Source organism: Rhizobium sp. B230/85, assembly GCF_019355735.1.
In the GTDB taxonomy this organism is placed as follows: domain Bacteria; phylum Pseudomonadota; class Alphaproteobacteria; order Rhizobiales; family Rhizobiaceae; genus Rhizobium; species Rhizobium rhododendri.
Genome location: NZ_CP072157.1, coordinates 1,339,461 through 1,360,971 on the forward strand (window position 1 = coordinate 1,339,461; position 21,511 = coordinate 1,360,971).

Here is a 21,511-nt window from a genome sequence, read left to right on the forward strand (position 1 = left end):
CATGAAAGCTTTGGTATTCGAGGCCCCTGACAGACCGGCAATCGTCGATGTGGCGATGCCGGAGGTTTCTGCCAACGAAGTGCTCGTCCGCACGCGCGCTGTCGGCATTTGTCACTCGGACTACGAGTTGCTCGCAGGACGATACATCATCCCGATCTCCTATCCGGTGACGCCGGGTCACGAGTGGAGTGGCGAGATCGTCGAGGTCGGGCGCAACGTCACCGGCTTCAAGGTCGGCGACCGCGTCGTCGGCGAATGCGTGGTTCGCACGCCGGAGCGCCTTCATCACTTTGGATTTTCGATGAGCGGCGCCGATCGCGAATTCTTCAACGTCAATCCGGAATGGCTGCACAAGCTGCCGGATGCCGTCGATGACAAGAAGGCGGCGCTGATTGAGCCCTTTACATGCGGCTTTTACGCGGTGCTGCGCTCCGGCGGCACCAATGCCAGCGAGACCGTAGTCGTTTCTGGCGGCGGCACTATCGGCCTCGTGTCCGCAGCGGCTGCCATCGGCATGGGCGCACGCGTCATCGTGGTCGACCCGCTGGCTGCCCGCCGCGACGTGGCCCTGAGGCTCGGGGCAGACGCCGCGCTTGATCCGTCCGATGGAGGAACTGCTGACCGTATCCGCGAAATGACCGGCGGTCACGGCGCCGACCTGGTTGTCGAGGCATCCGGTCACGATGCATCGCTGGCTGCGGCATTCGACTACGCACGGGAAGACGGCCGCATGTCGATGGTCGGGATCAATATCGGGCGCAAGGTGCCGGTCGTCATCGGCCAGATCCAGATGAAGAACCTTACCGTCAGGGGATGCATCGGTTCGCCGGGCGTGTGGCCTGCAGCAATCCGTTTTCTCGAACGCACGGGGATCGATCTTTCGCCGATCCAGACCCACGACTATGCGCTGACGGACGCCGTCGATGCTTTCAGCTTCGGCAAGGACGCAACCAAGAGCATCAAGATCACTCTCCTGAACAACTGACCGCCGCCTCGCGCGGCGGCGATCAGGGAACGGCCAAACCCTCACGGATGCGACCGGATCGTGCCGCGGGGCTCATGGGAAAGGACAACGGAAATGATTGACCAGCAGACGAAACACGACGCCGAGAGCGGATACTTCTCCGAGGAGAGCTCGGTCGAGGTGGTCCTGGCACGGATGGCCGGTAAAACCGATCCGCGTCTGCGCGAGGTCATGAGCGCAGCAATCCGCCACCTGCATGCATTCGTCAAGGAGGTGGAGCCCAATCAGCAGGAATGGGGCATGGCCATCGATTTCCTGACCGAAACCGGCCAGATCTGCAACGAATGGAGGCAGGAGTTTATCCTGCTTTCCGACATTCTGGGCGTTTCCATGCTGGTCGATGCGATCAACAACCGCAAGCCATCCGGGGCGACTGAGACTACGGTGCTCGGTCCGTTTCATGTCATGGACGCACCGCAATACGAGAATGGCGCCAATATCTGTCTGGATGGCAAGGGCGAACCGCTGCTGGTGCAGGGGCGCGTTACCGATACCGACGGAAAGCCGATCGCCGGCGCGATGCTCGATGTCTGGCAAGCCAACGACGAGGGCTTCTACGATGTCCAGCAGAAGGGCCTGCAGCCCGAGATGAATCTGCGCGGCATCTTCAAGACGGATGCCGACGGGTCATACTGGTTCAAGTCGGTGCGGCCAAAATTCTATCCGATCCCCGATGACGGCCCTGTTGGCAAGCTGCTCGGCCAGATGGGGCGCCATCCATTCAGGCCAGCCCACATCCACTTCATCGTCGGGGCTGCCGGCTTCGAGCCCATCACAACGCATATCTTCACGCCGGATTGCCCCTACCTTCATTCTGATGCGGTTTTCGGGGTGAAGGAAGACCTGATTGCCGATTTCGGCAAGCTGGACGATCCGAAGCGCGCTGCCGAGCTCGGCTTCGACAATCCGTTCGAGGCCGTGACTTGTGACTTCGTGCTGGTCACGCCGCAGCAGAAGCTGGAGGCATAGCGATGCAGGCCTTCACCTATAACGCCAATCCCGGGCGCGTGATCTTCGGGCACGGCACGATCGCAAGGCTTGGAGAAGAGGCGGACCGTCTGTCAGCCGACAAGGTACTCGTTCTGTCGACGCCGGAGCAGGCCGAACAGGCGCGGGCCGTGGCCGATCATCTCGGACCGCGTTTTGCCGGCATCTATACGAAGGCGCAAATGCACACGCCAGTCGACGTGACCGTCGATGCGATGCGTGAAGTCGAGCGGCTGAAGGCCAACGCGGTGCTGGCAATCGGCGGCGGATCGACGACGGGGCTCGGAAAGGCCATCGCCTTTCGCACCGATATTCCGCAGATCGTGGTGCCGACCACCTATGCCGGCTCCGAGGCGACGCCGATCCTTGGCGAAACGGAGAATGGTCGAAAGCTCACCAAGTCAGACCCGCGCATTCTGCCTGAGGTGATCGTCTACGACATCGACCTTACCCTAACACTGCCGATCTCAATGTCCGTCACTTCAGGCCTCAATGCCGTGGCCCATGCGGTCGAGGCACTGTACGCGCGCGAAACCAATCCGATCATTTCGCTGTTGGCCGAGCAGGGGATCGCGGCATTCTCGCGCGCCCTGCCGGTTATCGCCAAAAACCCGGAAGATCCCGAGGCAAGAGCCGATGCGCTATACGGAGCGTGGCTTTGCGGCGTCTGCCTGGGTTCCGTCGGCATGGCGCTCCACCACAAGCTTTGCCACACCCTCGGCGGCATGTTCAACCTACCGCATGCGCCAATGCACACCGCTGTCCTGCCGCACGCCGTCGCCTACAACGCGCCAGCGGTACCGGAAGCGATGGCGCGGATTGCCAGAGCGCTCGGCGCTGACGATGCGGCGACGGGCTTGTTCGATCTCGCCTCTGGTCTCGGTGCGGATATGGCCCTCAAGTCACTGGGCATGCCCGGCGACGGGATCGATGCGGCGCTCGAGCAGGCTATGTCCAATGCCTACTGGAACCCGCGCACATTGGAAAAGGATGGTCTCCATCAGTTGCTGTCTCGCGCCTATGAGGGCGCAAGGCCAGCAGGCGCGTCTGCGTCGTCAAGCTGACCCGGGAAACAGAAACGATGATCAAACATATCGTCATGTGGAACGTCCGCGGTGTCACTGCCGCGGAAAAGCAAGAGGCGGCTTGGAAGGTCAAGCGCAAGTTCGAGGGTCTGGTCGGGAAGGTCCCGGGCTTGCGGACGCTGGAGATCGGCATCGATATCAGCCGGATTTCCTACGCCTGCGACGTGGTGCTGTATTCCGAATTCGAAAGCGAGGCCGATCTGAAGGGATACGCGGAGCATCCGGCCCACCTGCAGGTCAGAAACGAGCTCGAGGGGGTCCGCACGGACCGTTATCAGGTCGACTACATCCCCTGACCCCTGAGACGAGGCTAATGAACTCTCTCACATGCGCTGACGACCGGGCGCGATCATACCCGAAGGAGATACCGCATGAGCTGGGATAAAAAGGGCGGTCCGAGGATCGCGTTTCTGGGTACGGGCGCGCAAGGCGCTTCCATCGGCGCAGATTTCGCGCTTGCGGGCCTGGACGTTACCTTCATCGAACAGTGGCCGGATCACGTGACCGCAATCCGCGAGCATGGCATCACCGTCAACCTGCCGACGCGAACGATCAATGCCAAAGTTCCGGCATTGCATCTTTGCCAGGTCGCGGAAATCAAGGAACCCTTCGATGTCGTCTTCCTGGTGGTCAAGGCCTACGATACGAAGTGGGCCTGCCAGCTCATTGAGCCGGTCCTTGCGCCAGACGGTCTGGTTGTCGGCCTGCAGAATGGCATGACCCATGAGGATATTGCTGCGATCGTCGGCCGGGAGCGGACCATCGGCGCGGTGATCGAGATCGCCTCGAACATGTGGGTGCCCGGTGTCACCAACCGTCAGAACGACCACGACACCTCTTGGTTCGCTCTCGGCGCGCTCGATCCGCAGACGCAGCCAAGGGTCGAGGCCGTTGCCGATCTGCTGCGCAATGCAGGCACGGTCGAGGTCACGGACGATATCCGTTCGGCGAAATGGATGAAGCTCATCGTCAACGCGGCCGAACTTATTCCTTCGGCGATCATCAATCTGCCGCTCGGAGACGCAGCACGAACTCCCGGCATGCTGGAGACGATGCGTGCCGCCGGCTACGAGGCCATGCATGCGGCGCTCGCCGATGGCGCCAGGATCGTGCCCATCATAGGCATGCCGCCGGTCACGACCAACGACCCGGAGCGCTATGTCGACAAAATCTTCGAAGAAGTGCTGACGGTCTTCTCGCAGGCCGACACGTTGACGACGTCGTTGCAGGACTGGCGAAAAGGGCGTCGTGCCGAGATCCAGGAGGTCAACGGCTGGGTCGTGGACATCCTGAAAGCGCACGGCCTGCCGGCTCCGGTGAACCAGCGCGTCATGGAAATCGCCTACGAGATCGAAAACGGCACGCTCGATGCTAGGCCGGAGAATTCGAAGCTGCTGATCGAGGCTTATGAGGCTGCCGGCAAGAGATGACAGCTGCCGACCAGGGCAAGTCTATTGATGAAACAGTCCAGATGGTCGGGTTTGTGCCGCCTCGATACGCAGGCGGAGATGCACCCAAGTTTTTGATTTCTTTCCATGAAATTCCAGCGATCAAGCTTTGAAAATGCGCCTTATCCAATCCGGACATCTTCGATGTTTTCTCGCGCTTCAAAATGCATAAAGGTGGAGGCGAGGAGTTGGGAGGAGTGCCCTTACCTCAACAAATAGATCGAAGCCGTAGCTTTCTCGAAAGGGAAGGTCTCTTGTTCTGTGACTTTATTTTGCAGTTGCTTGGAGGAGCATGGATATGGACGACCAAATCTACAATTCGCCTGCCTGCAATTGCGCCGGACAATTGAAACTGCAGGTAATGACCGTGCTTTCGAGCGATAGGCACATTTCCGCTCAGGCGCGTGAAGTACAAAATTCAGGATTGGCAGTAAATGCCCACGAGTAACCGCGGGTAGTGTCAGGCGCGTGGGCTCATGCGTGGTCGTTCCGGCATGGCGCATCCGCGTATCCCGGGTGCCCGAGTTTTTCAGCATACGACCAGAGGCCGCCCGGGCAGCAGAGGTGTTTTTCGTGAGCGATTCCAAGAAAGGTGAGCTGAGATGAACTCAAGCTCGATGACATCGACCAGCTTGCAGAAGCAAAGCCTGTTTCGGATCCCGATGGCGCGGAGCTTCATGACGGTCGTCTTTTCGACTGTCCTGCTGCTGGTCGTGTGCAAGGTATTCGCGCCCTCGAGTGTCTCCTGGGGAGCGCTGTCGGGAAGCCTGCCGTTCGCAGCGATTATCGCGGTCGTCGGTCTCGGGCAGCTGCTCGTAGTGCAGCAGGGCGGATTCGACCTTTCACTTCCCGGCTCCGTCTCGCTTGCCGTCGTGGTTGCCACCCACTATCCTCAGCAGAACGATGCGCTGCTCTATCAGGCAGTTCTGATCGCGCTCGGGATGGCCCTCATTGCAGGTTTCGCGAACGGAATCCTCGTCAGCTTCTTCCGGTTGAACTCGATCATTGCGACGATCGGTGTCAATGCGCTGCTTTACGGCGCAGTCTTTGCCACCTCGGGCGGGGTTCCCCCGATCACGACGAACCTCCTTGCGGAGATTGCCGGTGGTGAGACCTTCCGGGTTCCGAATGCGGTGTATTTCGCGCTTGCCGCCACCGTGGTTGTTTCGTTCGTGCTCAAGAAAACACTGGTCGGGCGCCGCTTCGAGGCCATCGGGGCCAGCCCGCCGGCCGGTCGTGCCGCCGGACTTCGCGTTCGTGTCCACCAGATGATGGCCTATGTCTTCGCGCAGCTGCTCTATTGCACGGCCGGCATCCTGATCGCCGGCATCACCCGCGAGCCAACCGCGTTTCAGGGAGACACGCTTCTGCTGCCGTCTGTCGCGGTCGTCGTGCTGGGAGGCACTTCGCTGCTGGGTGGCCGGGGCTTCCCGATCTCGACTGTCATCGCGGCCTTCTTTCTCAATCAATTGAGCCAATTCGCCCTGTCAGTGGGGGTTCCGTATTCGGCTCAGACCATCATCCAGGCGCTGGCCCTGGGTTTTGGCATCGGTGTTTACTCGCTGCGTTGGCGAAGAAACGTAAGAAAAGCGACCTGAACGAAAAACTGTGGAGGAGAAAAACATGAAACATTCGACATTCAAGAAGGGCTTTGCGCTCTCCGTTGCCGCCGCCGTCATGGCGCTTGGCAGCGCGGGTCTTGCCAAGGCCGAGACGCCCTCGTGGTGCGGCCCGAAAAAGGCCTCGTTGGCACTGCTCGACGGCTACGGAGGCAATAGCTGGCGTCAGGTGACGACGGCATCGGGCAAGCAGGTCGTCGATCTCTGCCCGAGCATTACCAAATATGAATATGCAGATGGCCAAGGTGATACGCAAAAGTCGATTTCCGACATCAAGGGCATGGCGGCCAAGGGTATCGACGCACTGGTCGTGTTCGGCGACGCCGGCCCTGCCGTGCTTCCGGCCATCACCAGCGTTTACAAGTCCGGCAAGGTCATCGTGCCGTACCGGGTCGCCGTTGGCGGCAAGGAGGGCGTCAACTATTCGAAGTTCATCGGCTCGTCGTTCGAGAACGATGGCGTGACCTGGGGCAACTGGATCAAGGGTATCCTCCCCAAGGGCGGTAACCTGCTGTTCCTCAGCGGTCCGGCAGGCAACAGCCAGGGTCTCGATGAACTCAAGGGCCTGAAGAGCGTTCTCGGTCCGGAATATGTCTTCGTCAACCCGCAGCCTTTCGCGGTCACCAACTGGGATCCGGCTCTGACCCAGAAGGTTCTGACGGCGGAAATTGCCAAGAATGCCAAGATCGACGTTATCGTGTCGGACTTCGGCCCGTCGCTGGTAGGTGCGCTGCCGACATTCACCAAGCAGGGCAAGTCGATCCCGGCGCTGGCGACATCCGACGGCAATTCGCTGGGTTGCCTGTTCGATGAGAGCAAGGCCAAGAACCCTGATTTCAAGCTGTTCACGGTCGCGACCGGCACCGACAACGTGCGGCTTGCCGTAGAATGGGCCATTGCGCTTGCAACCGGCGGAGAGAAGCCGAAGGACGAAATCTTCAAGGCCCCCGCATTCGAAGACTCGGTCTCCGGCACGCCGAACCCCGTCAAGTGCCGCAAGGACCTGCCTGGCTCAATCTATCTGTCGTCCGCACTTTCGGCAGAAGACCAGGCCAAGGCGGTCACCAAGTAACCGACGAACAGGCATGGATTTCCCCGGAGAGAACACTCTCCGGGGCAAGTTTTCGAGGACGGATAACAGATGTTGCAAACAGGCGTTAAAGCGGTCGAGGCGGAGACAAGAGACGTGATTATCCGTCTCTCCGGTATCTCCAAGTATTTCTCTGCCATCCCCGCACTCAGCGATGTGAACGTCGAGTTCTGCAAGGGCGAAGTTCACGCCATTCTCGGAGAGAACGGCGCCGGCAAATCGACGCTGATGAATATCATCTCCGGCACGTTGCGCCCGACCGACGGCGAAATCAGCTTCGAGGGTCGGCCGCTCCAGCAATTGACACCCGAGATTGCGAAGTCGCTGGGGATCGGTATCTGCTTCCAGCATCCGGCCATTCTCGAAGATCTTTCAATCATGGAAAATCTGCGTGTGGCGCTTCCGTCTTCGGTTTTTGCCGGCCGGTCGCCGCAGGAGGTCGTCCAGGAGGTTCTCGATACGGTCGGGCTTCAAGTGCCGCTTGTCATGCGTGCCGATAGCCTGACGGTGGCGCAGAAGCATCTGCTTGAAATCGCCAAGGCCCTGGCGCTGAAGCCACGGGTTCTCATCCTCGACGAGCCGACGGCTTCCCTCGACCAGGATTCGACCGACATGTTGTTCGGACGTATCCGCGAAATTGCGGGCGCCGGCACAGCGGTCATCTATATCACCCATCGCCTGGCAGAACTTCGGCAGATCGCCCATCGTGTCACGGTATTGCGCGATGGCAAGGTGCGCGGTGCGGAAATGGTGCGGGACATCAGCGACGGTGATCTCGTCAACATGATCGTCGGGCGCACACTGAAATCGGCCTTTCCCCCAAAGTCGCAGCGGGCAGAGGACGAAACCAGCCTTTCCGTTAGCGGCATCAGCTCAAAGGAGCTGACAGACATCAGTTTCAACATGCAGCGCGGCCAGATCATCGGCGTCGCCGGCGTGGCTGGTAACGGCCAGCCGGAACTCATGCGCGTACTTGCAGGGTTGCATGTAGCGGAAGGGACTATCACGCTGCGTGGTCGGCAGCTGACGCAGAGCGAATTGCTGCGCGAAGCAGCCTTCATGCCATCCGACAGGCATGTGGAAGGGGTGGCAAGCAGCCTCACGGTGCGCGAGAACGCAACCTTCTCGGCTCTCGAAAAATTCTCTGTCGGCGGCGTCATGAGCCGCAAAAAGGAACTCGAGCAGGTCAACGCGATTTTCAGCGAGCTTGCGGTGAAGACACCCGGCTTGGAGGCGCCCATCCTGTCGCTTTCCGGTGGCAATCAGCAGAAGGTTGTGATGTCTCGGGCAATGCTATCCGATCCCGGCCTCATCATTGCCGACGAGCCAACGCAAGGCGTGGATGTCGGTGCCCGCTTCGAAATCTACCGTATCCTGCGCGAAGTCTCCGACCGCGGCACACCGGTCATCGTCAACTCCTCGGATGCCGTCGAACTCGAGGGGCTGTGTGACAAGGTCATCGTCATGTCGCGTGGCCATCTCGTTGCGACGTTGACCGGCGACGACGTCACCGAAGGACGCATCGTTGCTGCTGCCGTCAATGCCAGTACCCATGGAGGCGCCAGCGTTTCCAAGGCTGTTGAAAAGACCAGTGCATTCCGTCATTTCCTGCAGTCTGACAACGCACCTGCTGTGCCACTTGCGCTCGTCACAATCCTGCTCGGGCTCTATGTCTACAGCCAGAACGACAACTTCTTTTCGATCTACAACATCTACAATATCTTTCTTCTCGCAACGGCGCTTGGGTTCATCGCCCTCGGGCAGACCGTCGCGCTGCTGATGGGTGGCATCGATCTTTCCGTCGGCCCGCTCGCCGGCTTCCTCGTCGTCGTCGCCTCCTTCTTCATCAATGACGATAAATCCTCCGTCATGATGCTGGCGGGCTTCGTGCTGATGTTTGCCGGTGCTTTCATCACCGGTACAATCAACGGGCTGTTGATCCGCTTTGCCAATTTTACGCCGATCGCAGCCACGTTGGCCATGTATATTGCCATACAGGGGCTGAGCTTCCTGCTGCGCGACAATCCCGATGGCTACATCAGCGCGACCGTCACCGATTGGGTCAATTGGCAGTGGGGGCCTTTCCCGGTCGCCTTCCTCGCATTGGTTGCAATCGCGGTCGGCGGCGAATATGTGCTGCGCCAGACAAAGGCAGGCTGGCGGCTGCGTGCCGTGGGTTCTGACGAGCATTCGGCGCGCAGGGCCGGCATCCGTGTCGACCTGACGTTCATTGCTGGCTATATCGCCTGTTCGCTGCTCACCGGCCTCGGCGCAATCATGCTGATGACGCAAATTGGCGTCGGAGATCCACGCCAGGGGATCAACTATACGCTCTCAAGCATCACGGCTGTGGTCCTTGGCGGCACCAGCCTCACCGGCGGCCGGGGAACGTTTATCGGAACCTTGCTGGGTGCGGTCCTGCTCACCGAGGTTCTGAACGCTGTCACCTTCCTCGGGCTTAGCCAAACGTTCCAGTATTTCTTCCAGGGTCTGCTGGTCGTCGCGGCTGCGCTCATCTATTCCGGTGTTCGCCGACGCGCCGCCAACTGAGATAGCGGATACGCTTTTCGCCGATGGCTACGGCTAGGATCCGGTTTTTGACCCTGCCGGGGGCAACGGCTTCGGTCGGGGCTAGTTGAGGGTGCTCGGCACTAGCGAAGTTTGGCCAGCAGCGCGTCCGCACCTTTTTCAACGCCCACCATCGAAGCTTGCATCGATCCCATGCTAGCGCCGATATTCATTGCTCCCGGAAATTGTTTGCTGACATAGGCAAGCAGCAGGCGGCTCGTTGTTGCATCGTAGACCTCGACCGCATAGTTGACCGATCCCGTCATCGATCCTTCGCCCCCTCGGACTGCCTGAACGCCGTTGTAGACGCCGCCCGCGACGTCGAAATGGGAAAGCGTGCCGAGCACGGGGGTATTTGCTTTCGCGCCCGTGAGCGTTAGGTGCAGCCTGAGTGTGTTCGGCTGCGGAGCCGTCACGATCGAGAACCGCGTTTTCAGCTTGTCGGTGAATTCCGATTGCATGTAGCGCGCGAGAGCCTGCTTGTCCTCGGCGGAAACCTTGCCAAACTGAGCGTCGGCGCCGGCATAGACAGTCACGGGGTCAACGATCATTCTAGTGTATTGTCGAAAGCTGATGTCGCCCCGGAAAACAAAGGGTTCGCGACCATTCTGGTCATTGGGATTGGGTTTCAGCACCGACGCTGAGGCGAGCCCGTCGTAGACGACAGGACCGGTCGTCGTACATCCGGCAGTCACTGCACACGCAAATGCAATCGCGAAAAAGGTTTTGATTGATGGCATAGAAAGATAGTCTCCGAGCTAAGATTCAGGAATGACCATCCGACATTTGTGTATTATCGTGTCTTCTTTGATGTTCTGAAATATTCGCAGCCACGAATGAGCAAACGGGGCGCTGCAAGCCTGTCAGGTTGCGGGCGGCAGCCGGATATCGGCCATCAGTCCTTTCGGCATATTGTCGAGCAACTGGAACGTGCCGTTGTGACCTTTCTCAACGATGCCCTTCGTGATCGTCAGGCCAAGGCCGAATCCGCTCCCCATCGTTCCACCCTGCCGGGATGCATCCGCCTTGAAGAACGGCTCGAGCACGCGTATTTTCATCTCGTCGGGAAGGCCCGGCCCATTGTCCTTCACTGCGATCCGGACACTGCCGTCGTCCAGGCATTCCAGCGTTATGCAGACCTGATCCGCATAACGGACGGAGTTCGACACCAGGTTGCTCACGGCTCTCGTCAGGCCTTGCGGCTTGCAGATGTACACGACACGTCGCGGACCTTCGAACGTAACGTTGACGCCAGTGTCGGCGAAATCGCTGGCGACGGTCTGGAGGAGGCTCGACAGATCGACTTTGCGGGTGTTTTCGACCTTGTCGTTGAGGAATGAGAGGCTTTCGTCGATCATCGAGCCGAGAGTGGTGACATCTCTCAGCATCAGATCCTTGAGGTCGGAATCTGCCAGCCGTTCGGCTCTCATGCGAAGCCGGGTGAGGGGCGTTCTGAGGTCATGGCTGATGGCGCGCAACAGCCTCGTGCGATCGACGGTCATCTGCTGAATACGGCTGCGCATGGTATTGAGAGAGTTAGCGAGAATTCGGATCTCGCTCGCACCCTCGACCGTGAACGGTTCCGCATAGGTTTCGTTCAGGACCGTTTCTCGCTGGGCCGCCGTCGCGATGCGCTCCAACGGCCGGGTTATCAGCCGGCTGCTGAGATAGGCCATGATCGCCAGGGGAATGATGATCTTCAAAAGCCCGCTGGCAACAGCTGGAGCAAACCAGAGATATTTCGGAAACGCAGGGGCTTCAATCGCAAGCGCGTTATTGTTGTCGAGCATGACGAGAAGGCTATGGCGGGGACTGGCGTGCGAGAAGATTTCGCCGATCTCCGCGGCAAAGGATTTGTCCAATAGCCTGCGAATGCCCGGGCGAACGTCTGCCTGGATCGGCACGACGGCGGCTGCGTCCGCGAACTGCCTGGGATCGACCCGCCCCATGCGGAGCCCGACGGCGGCCGCATTGGCAAGTGCTGCATCCTCGTCTGCCCGGGAACTGGCCTTTTTGAATTGCTGCAGCACCGTCTCCACGCGACCGGCGAACAAGCCGATCTCGATCCCCTTGTCATGTCGGCCATAGATGAACGGCTCGGTAATCGTCGCGACAGCGGATACGAGAACAACGAGGAGAATGGCAAGCAGGAGTATCTGTATGCGAAGGGACGCAGAACGCAGCGATATCACAATATCCGCTCCACTTTTGCGGCAAACATGTAGCCGCCGAGCCGGACCGTCTTGATAAACGTCGGCTCCTTGAGGTTCGGCTCGATCTTCTGGCGAACCCGACTGATGTGCGCGTCTATACTGCGCTCGATCGGTCCCGCAGTGCCCGCATGGGTCATCGACAGCAATTGTTCCCGCGTCAGGATCTTGTTGGGATTTTGGCAGAAGGCCAGTAGCAGGTCGAATTCGGCAGTCGTCATCGACACCTGCGCGCCCTCGGCGTCGTGCAGCTGGCGACTGTTTGGATCTATACGCCAGCCGGAAAATGTCAGGGCAGCGAGCCCGCCATCCTGTTCACGCACATAGGAAGCCCGACGCAGTATGCTCTTGATGCGGGCAATGAGTTCGCGCGAGTTAAACGGTTTGGTGACGTAGTCGTCGGCTCCCAGCTCGAGGCCGAGAATACGATCGATATCCTCCTGGAGCGCCGTCAGCATAATGATTGGGATGGTGCCGGAGGAGCGCAGCCTTCTGCAAATGCTGAAGCCGTCTTCTCCAGGGAGCATCGCATCCAGAACGATCAGATCATATTTGTAGCGCGCCAGAAGGCGGTCCATGTCCGCACCGCTGTCGGCCGACGTCGCCTTGTAGCCATTGGCGCAGGCCAGCTCGACCAGCATTCCGGCGATTTCGGTGTCATCTTCAACGATGAGGATGTGAGCTTGGTCTTGAAATGTCATCTCGGCGGGCTCCCCGATTTCAGAGGCCAGTCTTATCGCAGTTGCAAGCCGATTGCTGGATTTATCCGCTCCGGTCTTTTTTGCAAGCTCCAGATCATATCCCACCGGACATCCCCGTATCGACGATGATCATCGAGATATAGCAGGCGCGTGCCGCAACCAGGACAAAAAAGGCAATTCCGAGAGTAAGTGTCGCGTAGTGGCGCCCACGGGAATACTTCGGCATGCCTTCGATGATCTTCATGAGCGTTATCCTCAGAACCTTCGCAAAAGTCAGAAGGCAAAAGAAGGCTGTCAGAACGAAACCGCTGACCGAGGCAGCGCCAATTATCCACAACATCAAAAGAGACCCTATCCAGAAGAGGAGTTCGCATTTTACCGCGGCGGCCTGTGCAGGATCCAATCCCTGGGAGAGCCAGGTAAAAGCGGTTCGGCCAGTTGCCAAAGTTTTCAAGCGACCAGTGTGAGACATCGTGTCTGCGCTCCCATGACGCGTCATGAAATCCGGACGATGGCAAGACAGATCGGAAATAAGCACGCTCAGACGTCCATCCTCGCCATGGAGCGGCTTTTAAAAAAATGCGCCGCCGCTTTGCGCCATCCCGCCGAGGCGGAGTTCGCTCCAGTCGGCTTGCGCCCGAACTCCGTGACTTTCTCAGGCTCCCGTCCTGATCGGGGCGCAGTGAGCGTCTTTATGCGGTTGACGAAGGCATTGACGTCGAACTGCTTGCTGCTGATCTCACCGCTGTCGGCTGTGAGCGACATATGGAAGAAGACCTCGAGGTTGACGACCGGGATTGTGATGATGTTTCGGACGATATCGATCTGCGGCCGGACGGTGACTGCCAGCGCGAATGCATCCGTACGAAGCGCGTCGAACAGGTCGGGGACTGTCGTGACTGCCACGGCGGGATAGCCCGCAAGTTCGAGCTTGGCGACGATGGTGTTTGCCGCGTTGGCCGGAAGAAAGACAAGAATGGGTCGTCTGTTATTTTTGCTCGCAGGTCCGCTCACGGCAAAGTCTCCTTGCTTGATCCGTCTGTTAGTTGGATTTTGTTCCGTCTCTATTGCCGAGCTGCGATTGGCGGCGGGAGGCAGGTGAGACCATCCCGGATGAGCCGAGAAAGTCTCGCCTTTGTGCTTCCCGGGCCATCCTGTCCGCGGCTAGAACTTGTAGCTCGCGCCGATCATGACCTTGTTCTGTGTGGCGCCAAAATCGCCGACGCCGGCGCCGAAATCCTTCTTGCCGAAGTCCGAATATCGATATTCGCCACGAACCAGGACGTTGTCCGTAATAGCGTGTTCGACACCTCCACCCGCAGTCCATCCAATAAGGATGTCGTCTTTCTTGCGTATGGCGGGCAGGTCCAGCTTGCCGCTTGTCGCCGCGACGCCGGCAGTTGCGAAGATCAGCGTTCGGTCGAGGGCATAACCGATACGACCGCGTCCGGATGCATCCCATTCAAGGTCGGTGTCCTTGTCTTTGGCGAAGTTGTAGTTGAAGTCGTTCTCGATGCCGTAGACGATGCTGCCCGACTGGAAGTTATAGCCGGCGTGAATGCCTGCGGAGCCGTTGTCCAGATCTTCCTTGGTGCCGAGAACGGTCGTTTGATTCCAGCTATAGCCGCCCTGGGCGCCGATGTAGAAACCTGACCAGTCATAGGCTGAATAGGCAGCAGGCGCGGCCTCCGGAACAACGGACAGGTCCGCAGCCATTGCGGGCGCTGCCGACGAAATAGCGATAATGGCAAATACGAATGACTTGATGTGCAAGGGAATAACTCTCTTTCATAAAATGGATGCAGAGGCTGACCCCACGACGGGAGGCCGGTTCGCATTGCACTATGCCGGAGAGCAATATTGCAGAGTGTCTTTTTGTATTAAGTTATGTTGCGGCGCGAACGAGACGACCGTTTTCGTTCGCGCGCCGTCTCGTCGTTCAATGTTGCGTTGACCCTGAAGCACCGGAATCTGCCGTCTGTAGGTTCGGGGTCACCCGGCTGTCGAACGTAACGCAGTTCCGGCCACTCGTCTTCGCGGCGTAGAGTGCTTTGTCGGCGCTGTGGATGACGTCTTCAAGATCGCGGGCAACCGGCGTGCTAATGGCGCATCCGACGCTGGTTGTGAAAGTGATTCTGTGAGCGCCGGTGTTGACCATGGTCGCTGCAATCTCTTCCCGAAGACGATTTGCGAGCATAACAGTCGCCGCTTCGTCGGTCTCGCGAAGCAGCACCACGAATTCTTCACCTCCGAACCGTGCGACCTTGTCGGTGGAGCGGATACCGGCGCTGATGATATTGCCCATGGTGCGGATGACATAGTCACCCGCCGAGTGGCCAAACGCATCGTTTATTCGTTTGAAATTATCGATGTCGAACATGAGAATGCTAAAGGTGCCATTGCTCTTCTTGTAGTAATTCCAGGCGTCTTCAGCAAATTCCAGAAAGGCCCGCCGGTTGAGAAGGCCGGTGAGGCCGTCCGTATCGGCGAGGACCTGAAGGGTGTGGAGATCCTGCCCGAACCGACGCATCTTCTCCTCGTTGGTTCTCTTTTGAACCTCCACTTCGCGCTGCAGCGTATCGATCGTGCTGTGGGCATCCTGCTGGCCGGCTTCGGCAGATCCTAGTCTTCGCAGCAGGGAGCGGACCGCAGCGGAAAGCTGCAGAATATCCAAAGACCCGTGTTCACGCTCCACAGTCGTGCCATCTGTCTTGCGTCCGACGAGATCGAGGCTCTCGGCCAGGTTTTGCAGCGGCCTTGTGACAGCGCCTGACAGCACCCAGGCGAGGCAGGAGGCAATGCCGGCCACTGCAAGGCCAACCAGCAAAATCTGCAGCACCAGTTTGTTCGCCGCCCCATAGATCACATCGACCGGCTTGCGGGCGGCGACTGTCCAGCCGAGACCCGGGTAGTCTCCATATCCCTTGGTCGCAACCAGCGCGGTTAGCATGTCCTTGCTGTCCGCGTGATCGATGAAGACCGTGCCCCGGCTTGTCCCGGCGGCCCCGAGACGGGAAACGTCGATCTTCGCCGAATTATCGCCGATTAGAACCGAACCGTCACGCCCGACGACCCAGAGATCCGAAGGCGAGGCTTGATCCTCGTTGCTGAGAACGGTCCGTCGCACATCGTCCGCCCACGTCCAGCTCATATGGGCGCCAAGCACGCCGGCAAGCGTTCCCTGCCGGTCCCGCACAGGCATGGCAACGTCGACAAAGCGAAACGGGGCGTCGGTCGAAGAGGAGCGCAGCAGTTTGTCAAGCAGTTTTGCTTCGTGCACGTCCTCGACAGTGGGCGCTTTCAGGCCATTTACAAACCAGGGGCGTGCAGACACGGATTGACCTTCGAGCATGCCCTTGGTGGCAGCCCGCACGATCCCGTCCGGCGATGCAAAGCCCAGCCAGGCATATTCCGACAAGCTCTCCTGGAGCCGCTGGAGAACGACGCGCACCGCATCGGGTTCGCTTCCCCAGATCGACTGAAGCGGTGCAAGGTTGGCGATATTCTGGATTTCCCGGTAGCGTTCGAACATGTGCTGGTCGAGACGTTCTGCCATGTGGCGTGCCAGGGTCAGCAACTCCTGGTTTGCGCTGGAGACCGCGTTCTGACGTGCTAGAATTGCAGCGCCGGAAGCAGCAATGCTAACGGCTCCGACGCAGGTAACCGCTGTCAGCAGTGCCATCTGTGCCCTGATCGTCAACCGGTCGCGAAGACTTTGGAAAGACCAACTGCCTAGCGAAACATGCACGTTGAAAACCTCGCCTGCAAGAAACCCACCTTCAGAATTAACGCCCGTTTTGACCAGGCTGACCGACAGAAACCACACAACCATTTAAAATTCACGCACGTCTGCCGCACCGGCGACGCCCACATTGGGACGTTCGTTGTTACAGGTCCATAGCCATCCTGCGGCAAATTGCTGTGAATGCTGTCGAGGCGGTACTGATCCGGCCAAATGTCTTAAGCAGCACGAAGGGCTGGCATTCACAATTAATCGCTTTTTAAGCAAGATGTCAGACAATTGGGCCAGCATCTTAACACTGACATCCTTGGAGCCGCGCGGTGGTAAATTTTCTTTCTTCAAATTCCAAGCAAGTGCTCGGCGCCCTTGATCTTTCATTTGCCGTCATCGAATTCGACATCAATGGAAAGATTCTGGCAGCCAACAAGAATTTCTGTGATCTGATGGGGTATGCGCCGTCGGAAATTATCGGGAAGCATCATCGGATCTTTCTCGACAAGGAGTATGCGGACTCTGCCGAATACGTCGCATTCTGGAAAAGGCTCCAGAGCGGTATATTCGATTGCAGGGAATTCACGCGCCTCGCCAAGAACGGCAGCGAGGTTTACATTCGCGGAAACTACAACCCCATCAAGAACAGTCGCGGTAAAGTCCTGAAGATCGTAAAATTCGCCAACGATATTACCCAGACCAAGATCCACGAACTCGACAGCGCCGCGAAGATCACCGCAATGTCTCGTGCGCAGGCAATGATCGAATTCACGCCCGACGGAAAAATCCTTTCGGCGAACGCGAATTTCCTGAAGGCGCTCGGCTACACTCTCGAAGAGGTGGTCGGCAAACATCACCGGCTTTTCGTTTCTGCCGCCGAAGCCAATTCTGATGAATATGCAGAGTTCTGGACGCGTCTGCGAGGCGGAGACTTTGTTGCGGACGAGTTTACCCGTGTCAGCAAGTCGGGACATCAGGTCTTTATTCAGGCGTCCTACAACCCGGTCTTCGATCTCAAGGGCAAAGTGATCAAGGTGGTGAAATTCGCCACGGATGTCACCCAACGCGTTGAGAACGTCGAGACACTTGCCGGCTGCCTGACAAAATTTGCTTCCGGCGACCTTTCCCAGCAGATCGACACCCCCTTTATCTCATCGCTGGAAAAGCTACGGGCCGATTTCAATGCAGCGTCAGGAAAGCTGCAGGATGCCATGAGAACCGTCGCTGAAAACGCAAAGGCGATTTCGGCGGGATCCAATGAGATTCGCTCATCCGCCGATGATTTGGCGAAGCGGACGGAGCAGCAGGCGGCATCCGTCGAGCAGACGGCTGCAGCTCTCGAGGAAATTACCACGACCGTCAAGGATTCCAGCCGACGCGCAGAGGAAGCCGGACAACTCGTTGCCCGGACCAAGGAGCATGCGCACCATTCCGGCGCAGTTGTGCGCGAGGCAATCGGGGCGATGGACCAGATCGAGAACTCCTCGCGGGCGATCTCCAATATCATTGGCGTCATCGATGAAATTGCGTTCCAGACCAACCTTCTTGCCCTCAACGCCGGAGTGGAAGCGGCTCGTGCCGGCGAGGCAGGCAAGGGATTTGCCGTCGTAGCGCAGGAAGTGCGAGAGTTGGCACAACGTTCGGCAACGGCGGCAAAGGAGATCAAGGCGTTGATCACCGCCTCCAGTGTCCAGGTCGGCAACGGCGTTGCACTGGTCACTAAGGCCGGCGGCGCCTTGCAGGAAATCGCGCAGCATGTCGAAAACATCAATGCCGATATCTCGGCAATCGTTGATGCCTCCAGGGAGCAGTCCACGGCTCTGGCGGAGATAAATCGCGCGATCAATACGGTCGATCAGGGCACGCAGCAGAACGCGGCAATGGTTGAGGAGCAGACTGCTGCAAGCCACAGCCTCGCCAGCGAAGCCTCCGCACTCTTCAGCCTGCTCGACCAGTTCAGATTTGCCGATTGTGCCGCGACCAAGTCGCAGCGCTCTACGACGAACGCCGCTCTGCGAAAGGTGGCATGATCGCTTTCTGAAACATGCCCGAAAGGGTTGCTAATCCTGCCCGCCATTGGCCCCGCTGCTTGGCATCTAGCGAACAAGGACACGGCTGCAAGCCGTGTGGTCGGGCCTTATTTATCTCGACGCTGGCGGTTTGCGATCGGTTGAAGTGATCGTTTTTTTGTAAAGGTCGTGCCGAGCGAGCAGTGTCCACGCGGAGCGGGCGCCAATTCTTAGTCAGAATAAGTTCATAATGGGTCCAGGGCTGACCGTACACTGGTTTCATTTGCGTAGATAGAACACGTCATTTTGCTTCCTCGACTTGCAACTGGCGCTGGCGCCAGCAATCATGGGGAATGACAATCGACCGACACCTGTTTCAGCCACCAGCGAGCAATTGCGCAGACATAGTGCGTCGGGATATTCTGGCGCAGCTGCAGCGTTCTGGATCGCGGCGGTTGACGACGATCGTCGCTCCGGCTGGCTACGGCAAGACGTCGCTTGCCGCCCAGTGGTACCAACGCTTGAAAAGCGAGGGTGAGCGGCCGGTCTGGCTGACGCTTGATGCCGAAGATTGCGACGAGCGTCGGTTTCTACTGGCGTTGATGGATGCGCTTGCGCCGCTCTTGCCGGACGAAGGGCGGGGGCTCGATGCCAGCAGCATGGCCGTGCCCTCAGTCCTCTCGGTGTTCATCACGCGGCTGCGCCAAATCGAGATGCCGGTCACTGTGTTCGTCGACGACTATCATTTCGCCCAGACCGATACGACGGAAGCACTTCTGGCAAGACTGCTTGCCGCAGCCGATCTCACCCATATCAGCTTCATTCTCATCTCCCGCAGCGCGCCCCGGTTTCCGCTGTCCGCACTGCGCCTCAACGGCGAACTCAGGCAGATCGGCGTTGCGGATCTCAGCTTTTCAGACTGCGAAGCGCAGGAATTCTTTGCGGGTCGCTCGACGCTGCTGACGAGCAGGCAGATCGGCGAGTTGAACAAGCGGACCGAAGGATGGGTCGTCGCCCTGCAGATGGTCCGGGTCCTCGTCAACGATACCGCCGACAGTGCCGCGATCCTCAATTCTTTCGATGGCAGCAATGCTGAGATGGGGCGATACCTGTCGGAGCAAGTGTTCTCCAGCTTGCCGGAAGACATCCAACGGTTTCTGATCGAGACCGCCACGCTTCCGGTTATCGGCCGGACGCTTGTCGCCGCCGTTTGCGATCTGCCGGATGCCGTCGGGCTGTTCAATCGGCTAGGCACTTTTGCGCTGCCGATCGCCGTGCTCGATAGGCATGGAGCATGGATCCGGTATCATCCGGTGTTCAACGGTTTCCTCAAGGAGGAGGCTGCCCGGATCGGTATCGATCCAGGTCGAGTGCTGAGAAAGGCGGCACGGTGGTTCCAGGCATCTAACGACTGCGACGCGGCCGTCCGGCATGCAATGCTGGCGGGCGATATCGCGCTGGCGGCCGAGATCATCGAGGCTGCCGGCGGATGGCGGCGGGTGTATGCGACGACACGAGGCGGCGCACTTTTGTTTCAGGCGCTGATCGAAAAGGCTCCGTGCATCAATCTCTCGGCATTCCCACTGACGACGCTCGGGCTTTGCGTCATCAGCGCCAAGGCCGGGCAGCTCGATACGGCCAATCACTACCTGACGCTGGCCGAGCGCTCCTGTGGTGAAGGGAAATTGTCCCGCGATCTGCGCGTAGTCCGGGTGCTTCTTTCGCTCTACACCGACCGGTGGGCAAGTGCTGGCGATCTATCGGCTCTGGAAGCGGATCTGTCGCAGGCTAGCGATATGGAGCTTATTCATCGCGCGCTGGCCTTGAACATGCTGTCCTACAATTTCCTGATCCGGACCGAGCTCGATCGAGCCTTGCATTACGGGCAACTCGCGCTTCGGGCTTTCCGCGATGGCGGCGCCGATTTCGGGGCGATGCACCTCTACACGCATATCGGTCAGGCGTCGTTTTTCAGCGGAGACATCATAGGCGCCGCCGAAGCCTATCGTAACCTCATCGTCGAGGCGCAGACGCATATTGGCAAGGGAAGCGATCTCGATGCCGTCGGGCAGGTGCTGGAAAGCGAAATACTCTCCATGCGCGGCGAGCGGCAGGCCGCGTCATCGGCGCTATCCTGGGCTCTGCCGCATCTCGAGCGCCACGACACCTGGTTCGACCTGCTCGCCGCTGGTTTCATGGCGCAGCAGCGCGTGCACCGGCTGAACGGTCACATCATTGCGGCCCACGCCGCCATGGACAGCGCTCGCGCGGTGGCTGCGCGCCGTGGCTTTGACCGCTTGACGCGGCTGATCGACGGCGAGCGTGTCACTCTGCTGATCGCCTCAGGCCACGTCGACGAAGCAGCCCGATTTGCCGAGGTCCAGGGAATGAGCCGGCAAAGCGCTGCCACCGATAGTTTCAACATGTTCGCCTACCATCTGCGGGGAGCGGTGCCGGCGTTATTATGGACCCGTATCGATGCGGCGCGCGGCGAAATCGCGGCAGCGCGCGCAGGGTTTCAGCGGCTGATGGCCCAGCAGCCAGCAAAGCCGCACATCCCCCGCCGTATCGAGCTCGGCTTTCTCGATATCCGCCTCCTGCTTGCCGAAGACAAGCCGCACGAGGCAGCGGCGAAACTATCGGACATGCTGCTGTCGCTGCCGGTCTTCGACTACCGCGCCATACTTCTGGTGGAAGGTGCGGAATTCGCCGAGCAGCTGGTTGGCCTTGCGGCGTCAATGGACGTGCCCGACGTCGTGTCGCAACGACTTGCCGACGCTCTGAAACTCGAGCCCGAATTCGATCCGCCGGTAGAGGAGGTGGCTGTCATTGCCAAGGTCGAGCCGGGCGGACTGACGGAACGTGAGCGCGGCGTCATGCAGCTGCTCAGCGAAGGCCTGAGCAACAAGGAAATCGGCCGACAGCTGAGCCTCAGCGACAACACGGTCAAATTCCACCTGCGCAACATCTTCGCCAAGCTCAATGTCACGACACGCACCGCTGCCGTGATGGCGATCAGGCACCGCTGACCTATCCA

At 59.2% G+C, this 21,511-nt stretch carries 18 protein-coding genes; 11 read left to right on the forward strand and 7 right to left on the reverse strand.

Translation table 11 applies throughout. From position 1 onward, the window contains the following. Window position 1: 1 nt before the first annotated feature. From J5289_RS24140 to J5289_RS24180, 9 genes are all read left to right on the forward strand, one after another. Complete coding sequence (locus tag J5289_RS24140) at window positions 2–985, forward strand: zinc-binding dehydrogenase (protein WP_209207103.1); 984 nt, start codon at window positions 2–4, stop codon at window positions 983–985. Window positions 986–1,078: 93 nt separating this feature from the next. Beyond that, window positions 1,079–1,993: an intradiol ring-cleavage dioxygenase gene (locus J5289_RS24145; protein ID WP_209187779.1), complete on the forward strand. Its 915-nt coding sequence runs from the start codon at window positions 1,079–1,081 to the stop codon at window positions 1,991–1,993. Between the two features lie 2 nt (window positions 1,994–1,995). Then, complete coding sequence (locus J5289_RS24150; RefSeq protein ID WP_209207102.1) at window positions 1,996–3,075, forward strand: maleylacetate reductase; 1,080 nt, start codon at window positions 1,996–1,998, stop codon at window positions 3,073–3,075. Window positions 3,076–3,092: 17 nt separating this feature from the next. Next, on the forward strand, window positions 3,093–3,392 hold the full coding sequence (locus tag J5289_RS24155; protein ID WP_142830997.1) for a Dabb family protein: 300 nt from the start codon (window positions 3,093–3,095) through the stop codon (window positions 3,390–3,392). A gap of 75 nt (window positions 3,393–3,467) precedes the next feature. Further along, window positions 3,468–4,526: a ketopantoate reductase family protein gene (locus J5289_RS24160; RefSeq protein ID WP_209187781.1), complete on the forward strand. Its 1,059-nt coding sequence runs from the start codon at window positions 3,468–3,470 to the stop codon at window positions 4,524–4,526. A 316-nt stretch (window positions 4,527–4,842) separates the two neighbouring features. After that, the gene (locus tag J5289_RS24165) at window positions 4,843–4,992 is read left to right on the forward strand and encodes a hypothetical protein (RefSeq protein WP_153816488.1); all 150 of its coding nucleotides are present in this window, start codon (window positions 4,843–4,845) and stop codon (window positions 4,990–4,992) included. A gap of 154 nt (window positions 4,993–5,146) precedes the next feature. Further along, entirely contained in the window at window positions 5,147–6,142 is a 996-nt protein-coding gene (locus tag J5289_RS24170) for an ABC transporter permease (protein ID WP_209207101.1), read from the forward strand. Window positions 6,143–6,167: 25 nt separating this feature from the next. Beyond that, a complete protein-coding gene (locus tag J5289_RS24175; protein ID WP_209207100.1) occupies window positions 6,168–7,235 on the forward strand; it encodes a substrate-binding domain-containing protein in 1,068 nt (355 codons plus the stop codon). Window positions 7,236–7,304: 69 nt separating this feature from the next. Further along, window positions 7,305–9,803, forward strand: coding sequence for an ATP-binding cassette domain-containing protein (locus J5289_RS24180; protein WP_142831000.1), 2,499 nt, complete (start codon window positions 7,305–7,307; stop codon window positions 9,801–9,803). Window positions 9,804–9,904: 101 nt separating this feature from the next. On the opposite strand, the gene J5289_RS24185 is transcribed toward J5289_RS24180, so the two are convergent. From J5289_RS24185 to J5289_RS24215, 7 genes are all read right to left on the reverse strand, one after another. Next, complete coding sequence (locus J5289_RS24185) at window positions 9,905–10,561, reverse strand: DUF3313 domain-containing protein (RefSeq protein ID WP_209186494.1); 657 nt, start codon at window positions 10,559–10,561, stop codon at window positions 9,905–9,907. Between the two features lie 123 nt (window positions 10,562–10,684). Continuing rightward, window positions 10,685–12,013, reverse strand: a complete 1,329-nt coding sequence (locus J5289_RS24190; protein ID WP_209187784.1) for an ATP-binding protein — start codon at window positions 12,011–12,013, stop codon at window positions 10,685–10,687. Next, entirely contained in the window at window positions 12,010–12,732 is a 723-nt protein-coding gene (locus J5289_RS24195; RefSeq protein WP_142832606.1) for a response regulator, read from the reverse strand. The genes J5289_RS24190 and J5289_RS24195 overlap by 4 nt, the downstream gene beginning before the upstream one ends. Window positions 12,733–12,826: 94 nt before the next feature. Then, a complete protein-coding gene (locus J5289_RS24200) occupies window positions 12,827–12,976 on the reverse strand; it encodes a hypothetical protein (protein ID WP_153816505.1) in 150 nt (49 codons plus the stop codon). Window positions 12,977–13,272: 296 nt separating this feature from the next. After that, window positions 13,273–13,746, reverse strand: coding sequence for a hypothetical protein (locus J5289_RS24205; protein ID WP_219276579.1), 474 nt, complete (start codon window positions 13,744–13,746; stop codon window positions 13,273–13,275). Between the two features lie 150 nt (window positions 13,747–13,896). Further along, a complete protein-coding gene (locus tag J5289_RS24210) occupies window positions 13,897–14,505 on the reverse strand; it encodes an outer membrane protein (RefSeq protein WP_209187786.1) in 609 nt (202 codons plus the stop codon). Between the two features lie 166 nt (window positions 14,506–14,671). Then, complete coding sequence (locus J5289_RS24215) at window positions 14,672–16,414, reverse strand: sensor domain-containing diguanylate cyclase (RefSeq protein ID WP_209207093.1); 1,743 nt, start codon at window positions 16,412–16,414, stop codon at window positions 14,672–14,674. 380 nt (window positions 16,415–16,794) lie between these two features. Between J5289_RS24215 and J5289_RS24220 the strand changes: the two genes are divergently transcribed. Together J5289_RS24220 and J5289_RS24225 are read left to right on the forward strand one after the other, a co-directional pair. Then, the gene (locus J5289_RS24220; protein ID WP_209207092.1) at window positions 16,795–18,495 is read left to right on the forward strand and encodes a PAS domain-containing methyl-accepting chemotaxis protein; all 1,701 of its coding nucleotides are present in this window, start codon (window positions 16,795–16,797) and stop codon (window positions 18,493–18,495) included. Window positions 18,496–18,929: 434 nt separating this feature from the next. Then, window positions 18,930–21,503: a LuxR C-terminal-related transcriptional regulator gene (locus J5289_RS24225; RefSeq protein ID WP_247750701.1), complete on the forward strand. Its 2,574-nt coding sequence runs from the start codon at window positions 18,930–18,932 to the stop codon at window positions 21,501–21,503. The last annotated feature ends 8 nt before the right edge of the window (window positions 21,504–21,511 follow it).

Excerpts from the sequence above, each read along its gene's own strand:
- J5289_RS24140 (WP_209207103.1), top strand. The coding sequence starts at position 2 with ATGAAAGCTTTGGTATTCGAGGCCCCTGACAGACCGGCAATCGTCGAT.
- J5289_RS24145 (WP_209187779.1), top strand. The coding sequence starts at position 1,079 with ATGATTGACCAGCAGACGAAACACGACGCCGAGAGCGGATACTTCTCC.
- J5289_RS24150 (WP_209207102.1), top strand. The coding sequence starts at position 1,996 with ATGCAGGCCTTCACCTATAACGCCAATCCCGGGCGCGTGATCTTCGGG.
- J5289_RS24155 (WP_142830997.1), top strand. The coding sequence starts at position 3,093 with ATGATCAAACATATCGTCATGTGGAACGTCCGCGGTGTCACTGCCGCG.
- J5289_RS24160 (WP_209187781.1), top strand. The coding sequence starts at position 3,468 with ATGAGCTGGGATAAAAAGGGCGGTCCGAGGATCGCGTTTCTGGGTACG.
- J5289_RS24165 (WP_153816488.1), top strand. The coding sequence starts at position 4,843 with ATGGACGACCAAATCTACAATTCGCCTGCCTGCAATTGCGCCGGACAA.
- J5289_RS24170 (WP_209207101.1), top strand. The coding sequence starts at position 5,147 with ATGAACTCAAGCTCGATGACATCGACCAGCTTGCAGAAGCAAAGCCTG.
- J5289_RS24175 (WP_209207100.1), top strand. The coding sequence starts at position 6,168 with ATGAAACATTCGACATTCAAGAAGGGCTTTGCGCTCTCCGTTGCCGCC.
- J5289_RS24180 (WP_142831000.1), top strand. The coding sequence starts at position 7,305 with ATGTTGCAAACAGGCGTTAAAGCGGTCGAGGCGGAGACAAGAGACGTG.
- J5289_RS24185 (WP_209186494.1), bottom strand. The coding sequence starts at position 10,561 with ATGCCATCAATCAAAACCTTTTTCGCGATTGCATTTGCGTGTGCAGTG.
- J5289_RS24195 (WP_142832606.1), bottom strand. The coding sequence starts at position 12,732 with ATGACATTTCAAGACCAAGCTCACATCCTCATCGTTGAAGATGACACC.
- J5289_RS24200 (WP_153816505.1), bottom strand. The coding sequence starts at position 12,976 with ATGAAGATCATCGAAGGCATGCCGAAGTATTCCCGTGGGCGCCACTAC.
- J5289_RS24215 (WP_209207093.1), bottom strand. The coding sequence starts at position 16,414 with ATGGCACTGCTGACAGCGGTTACCTGCGTCGGAGCCGTTAGCATTGCT.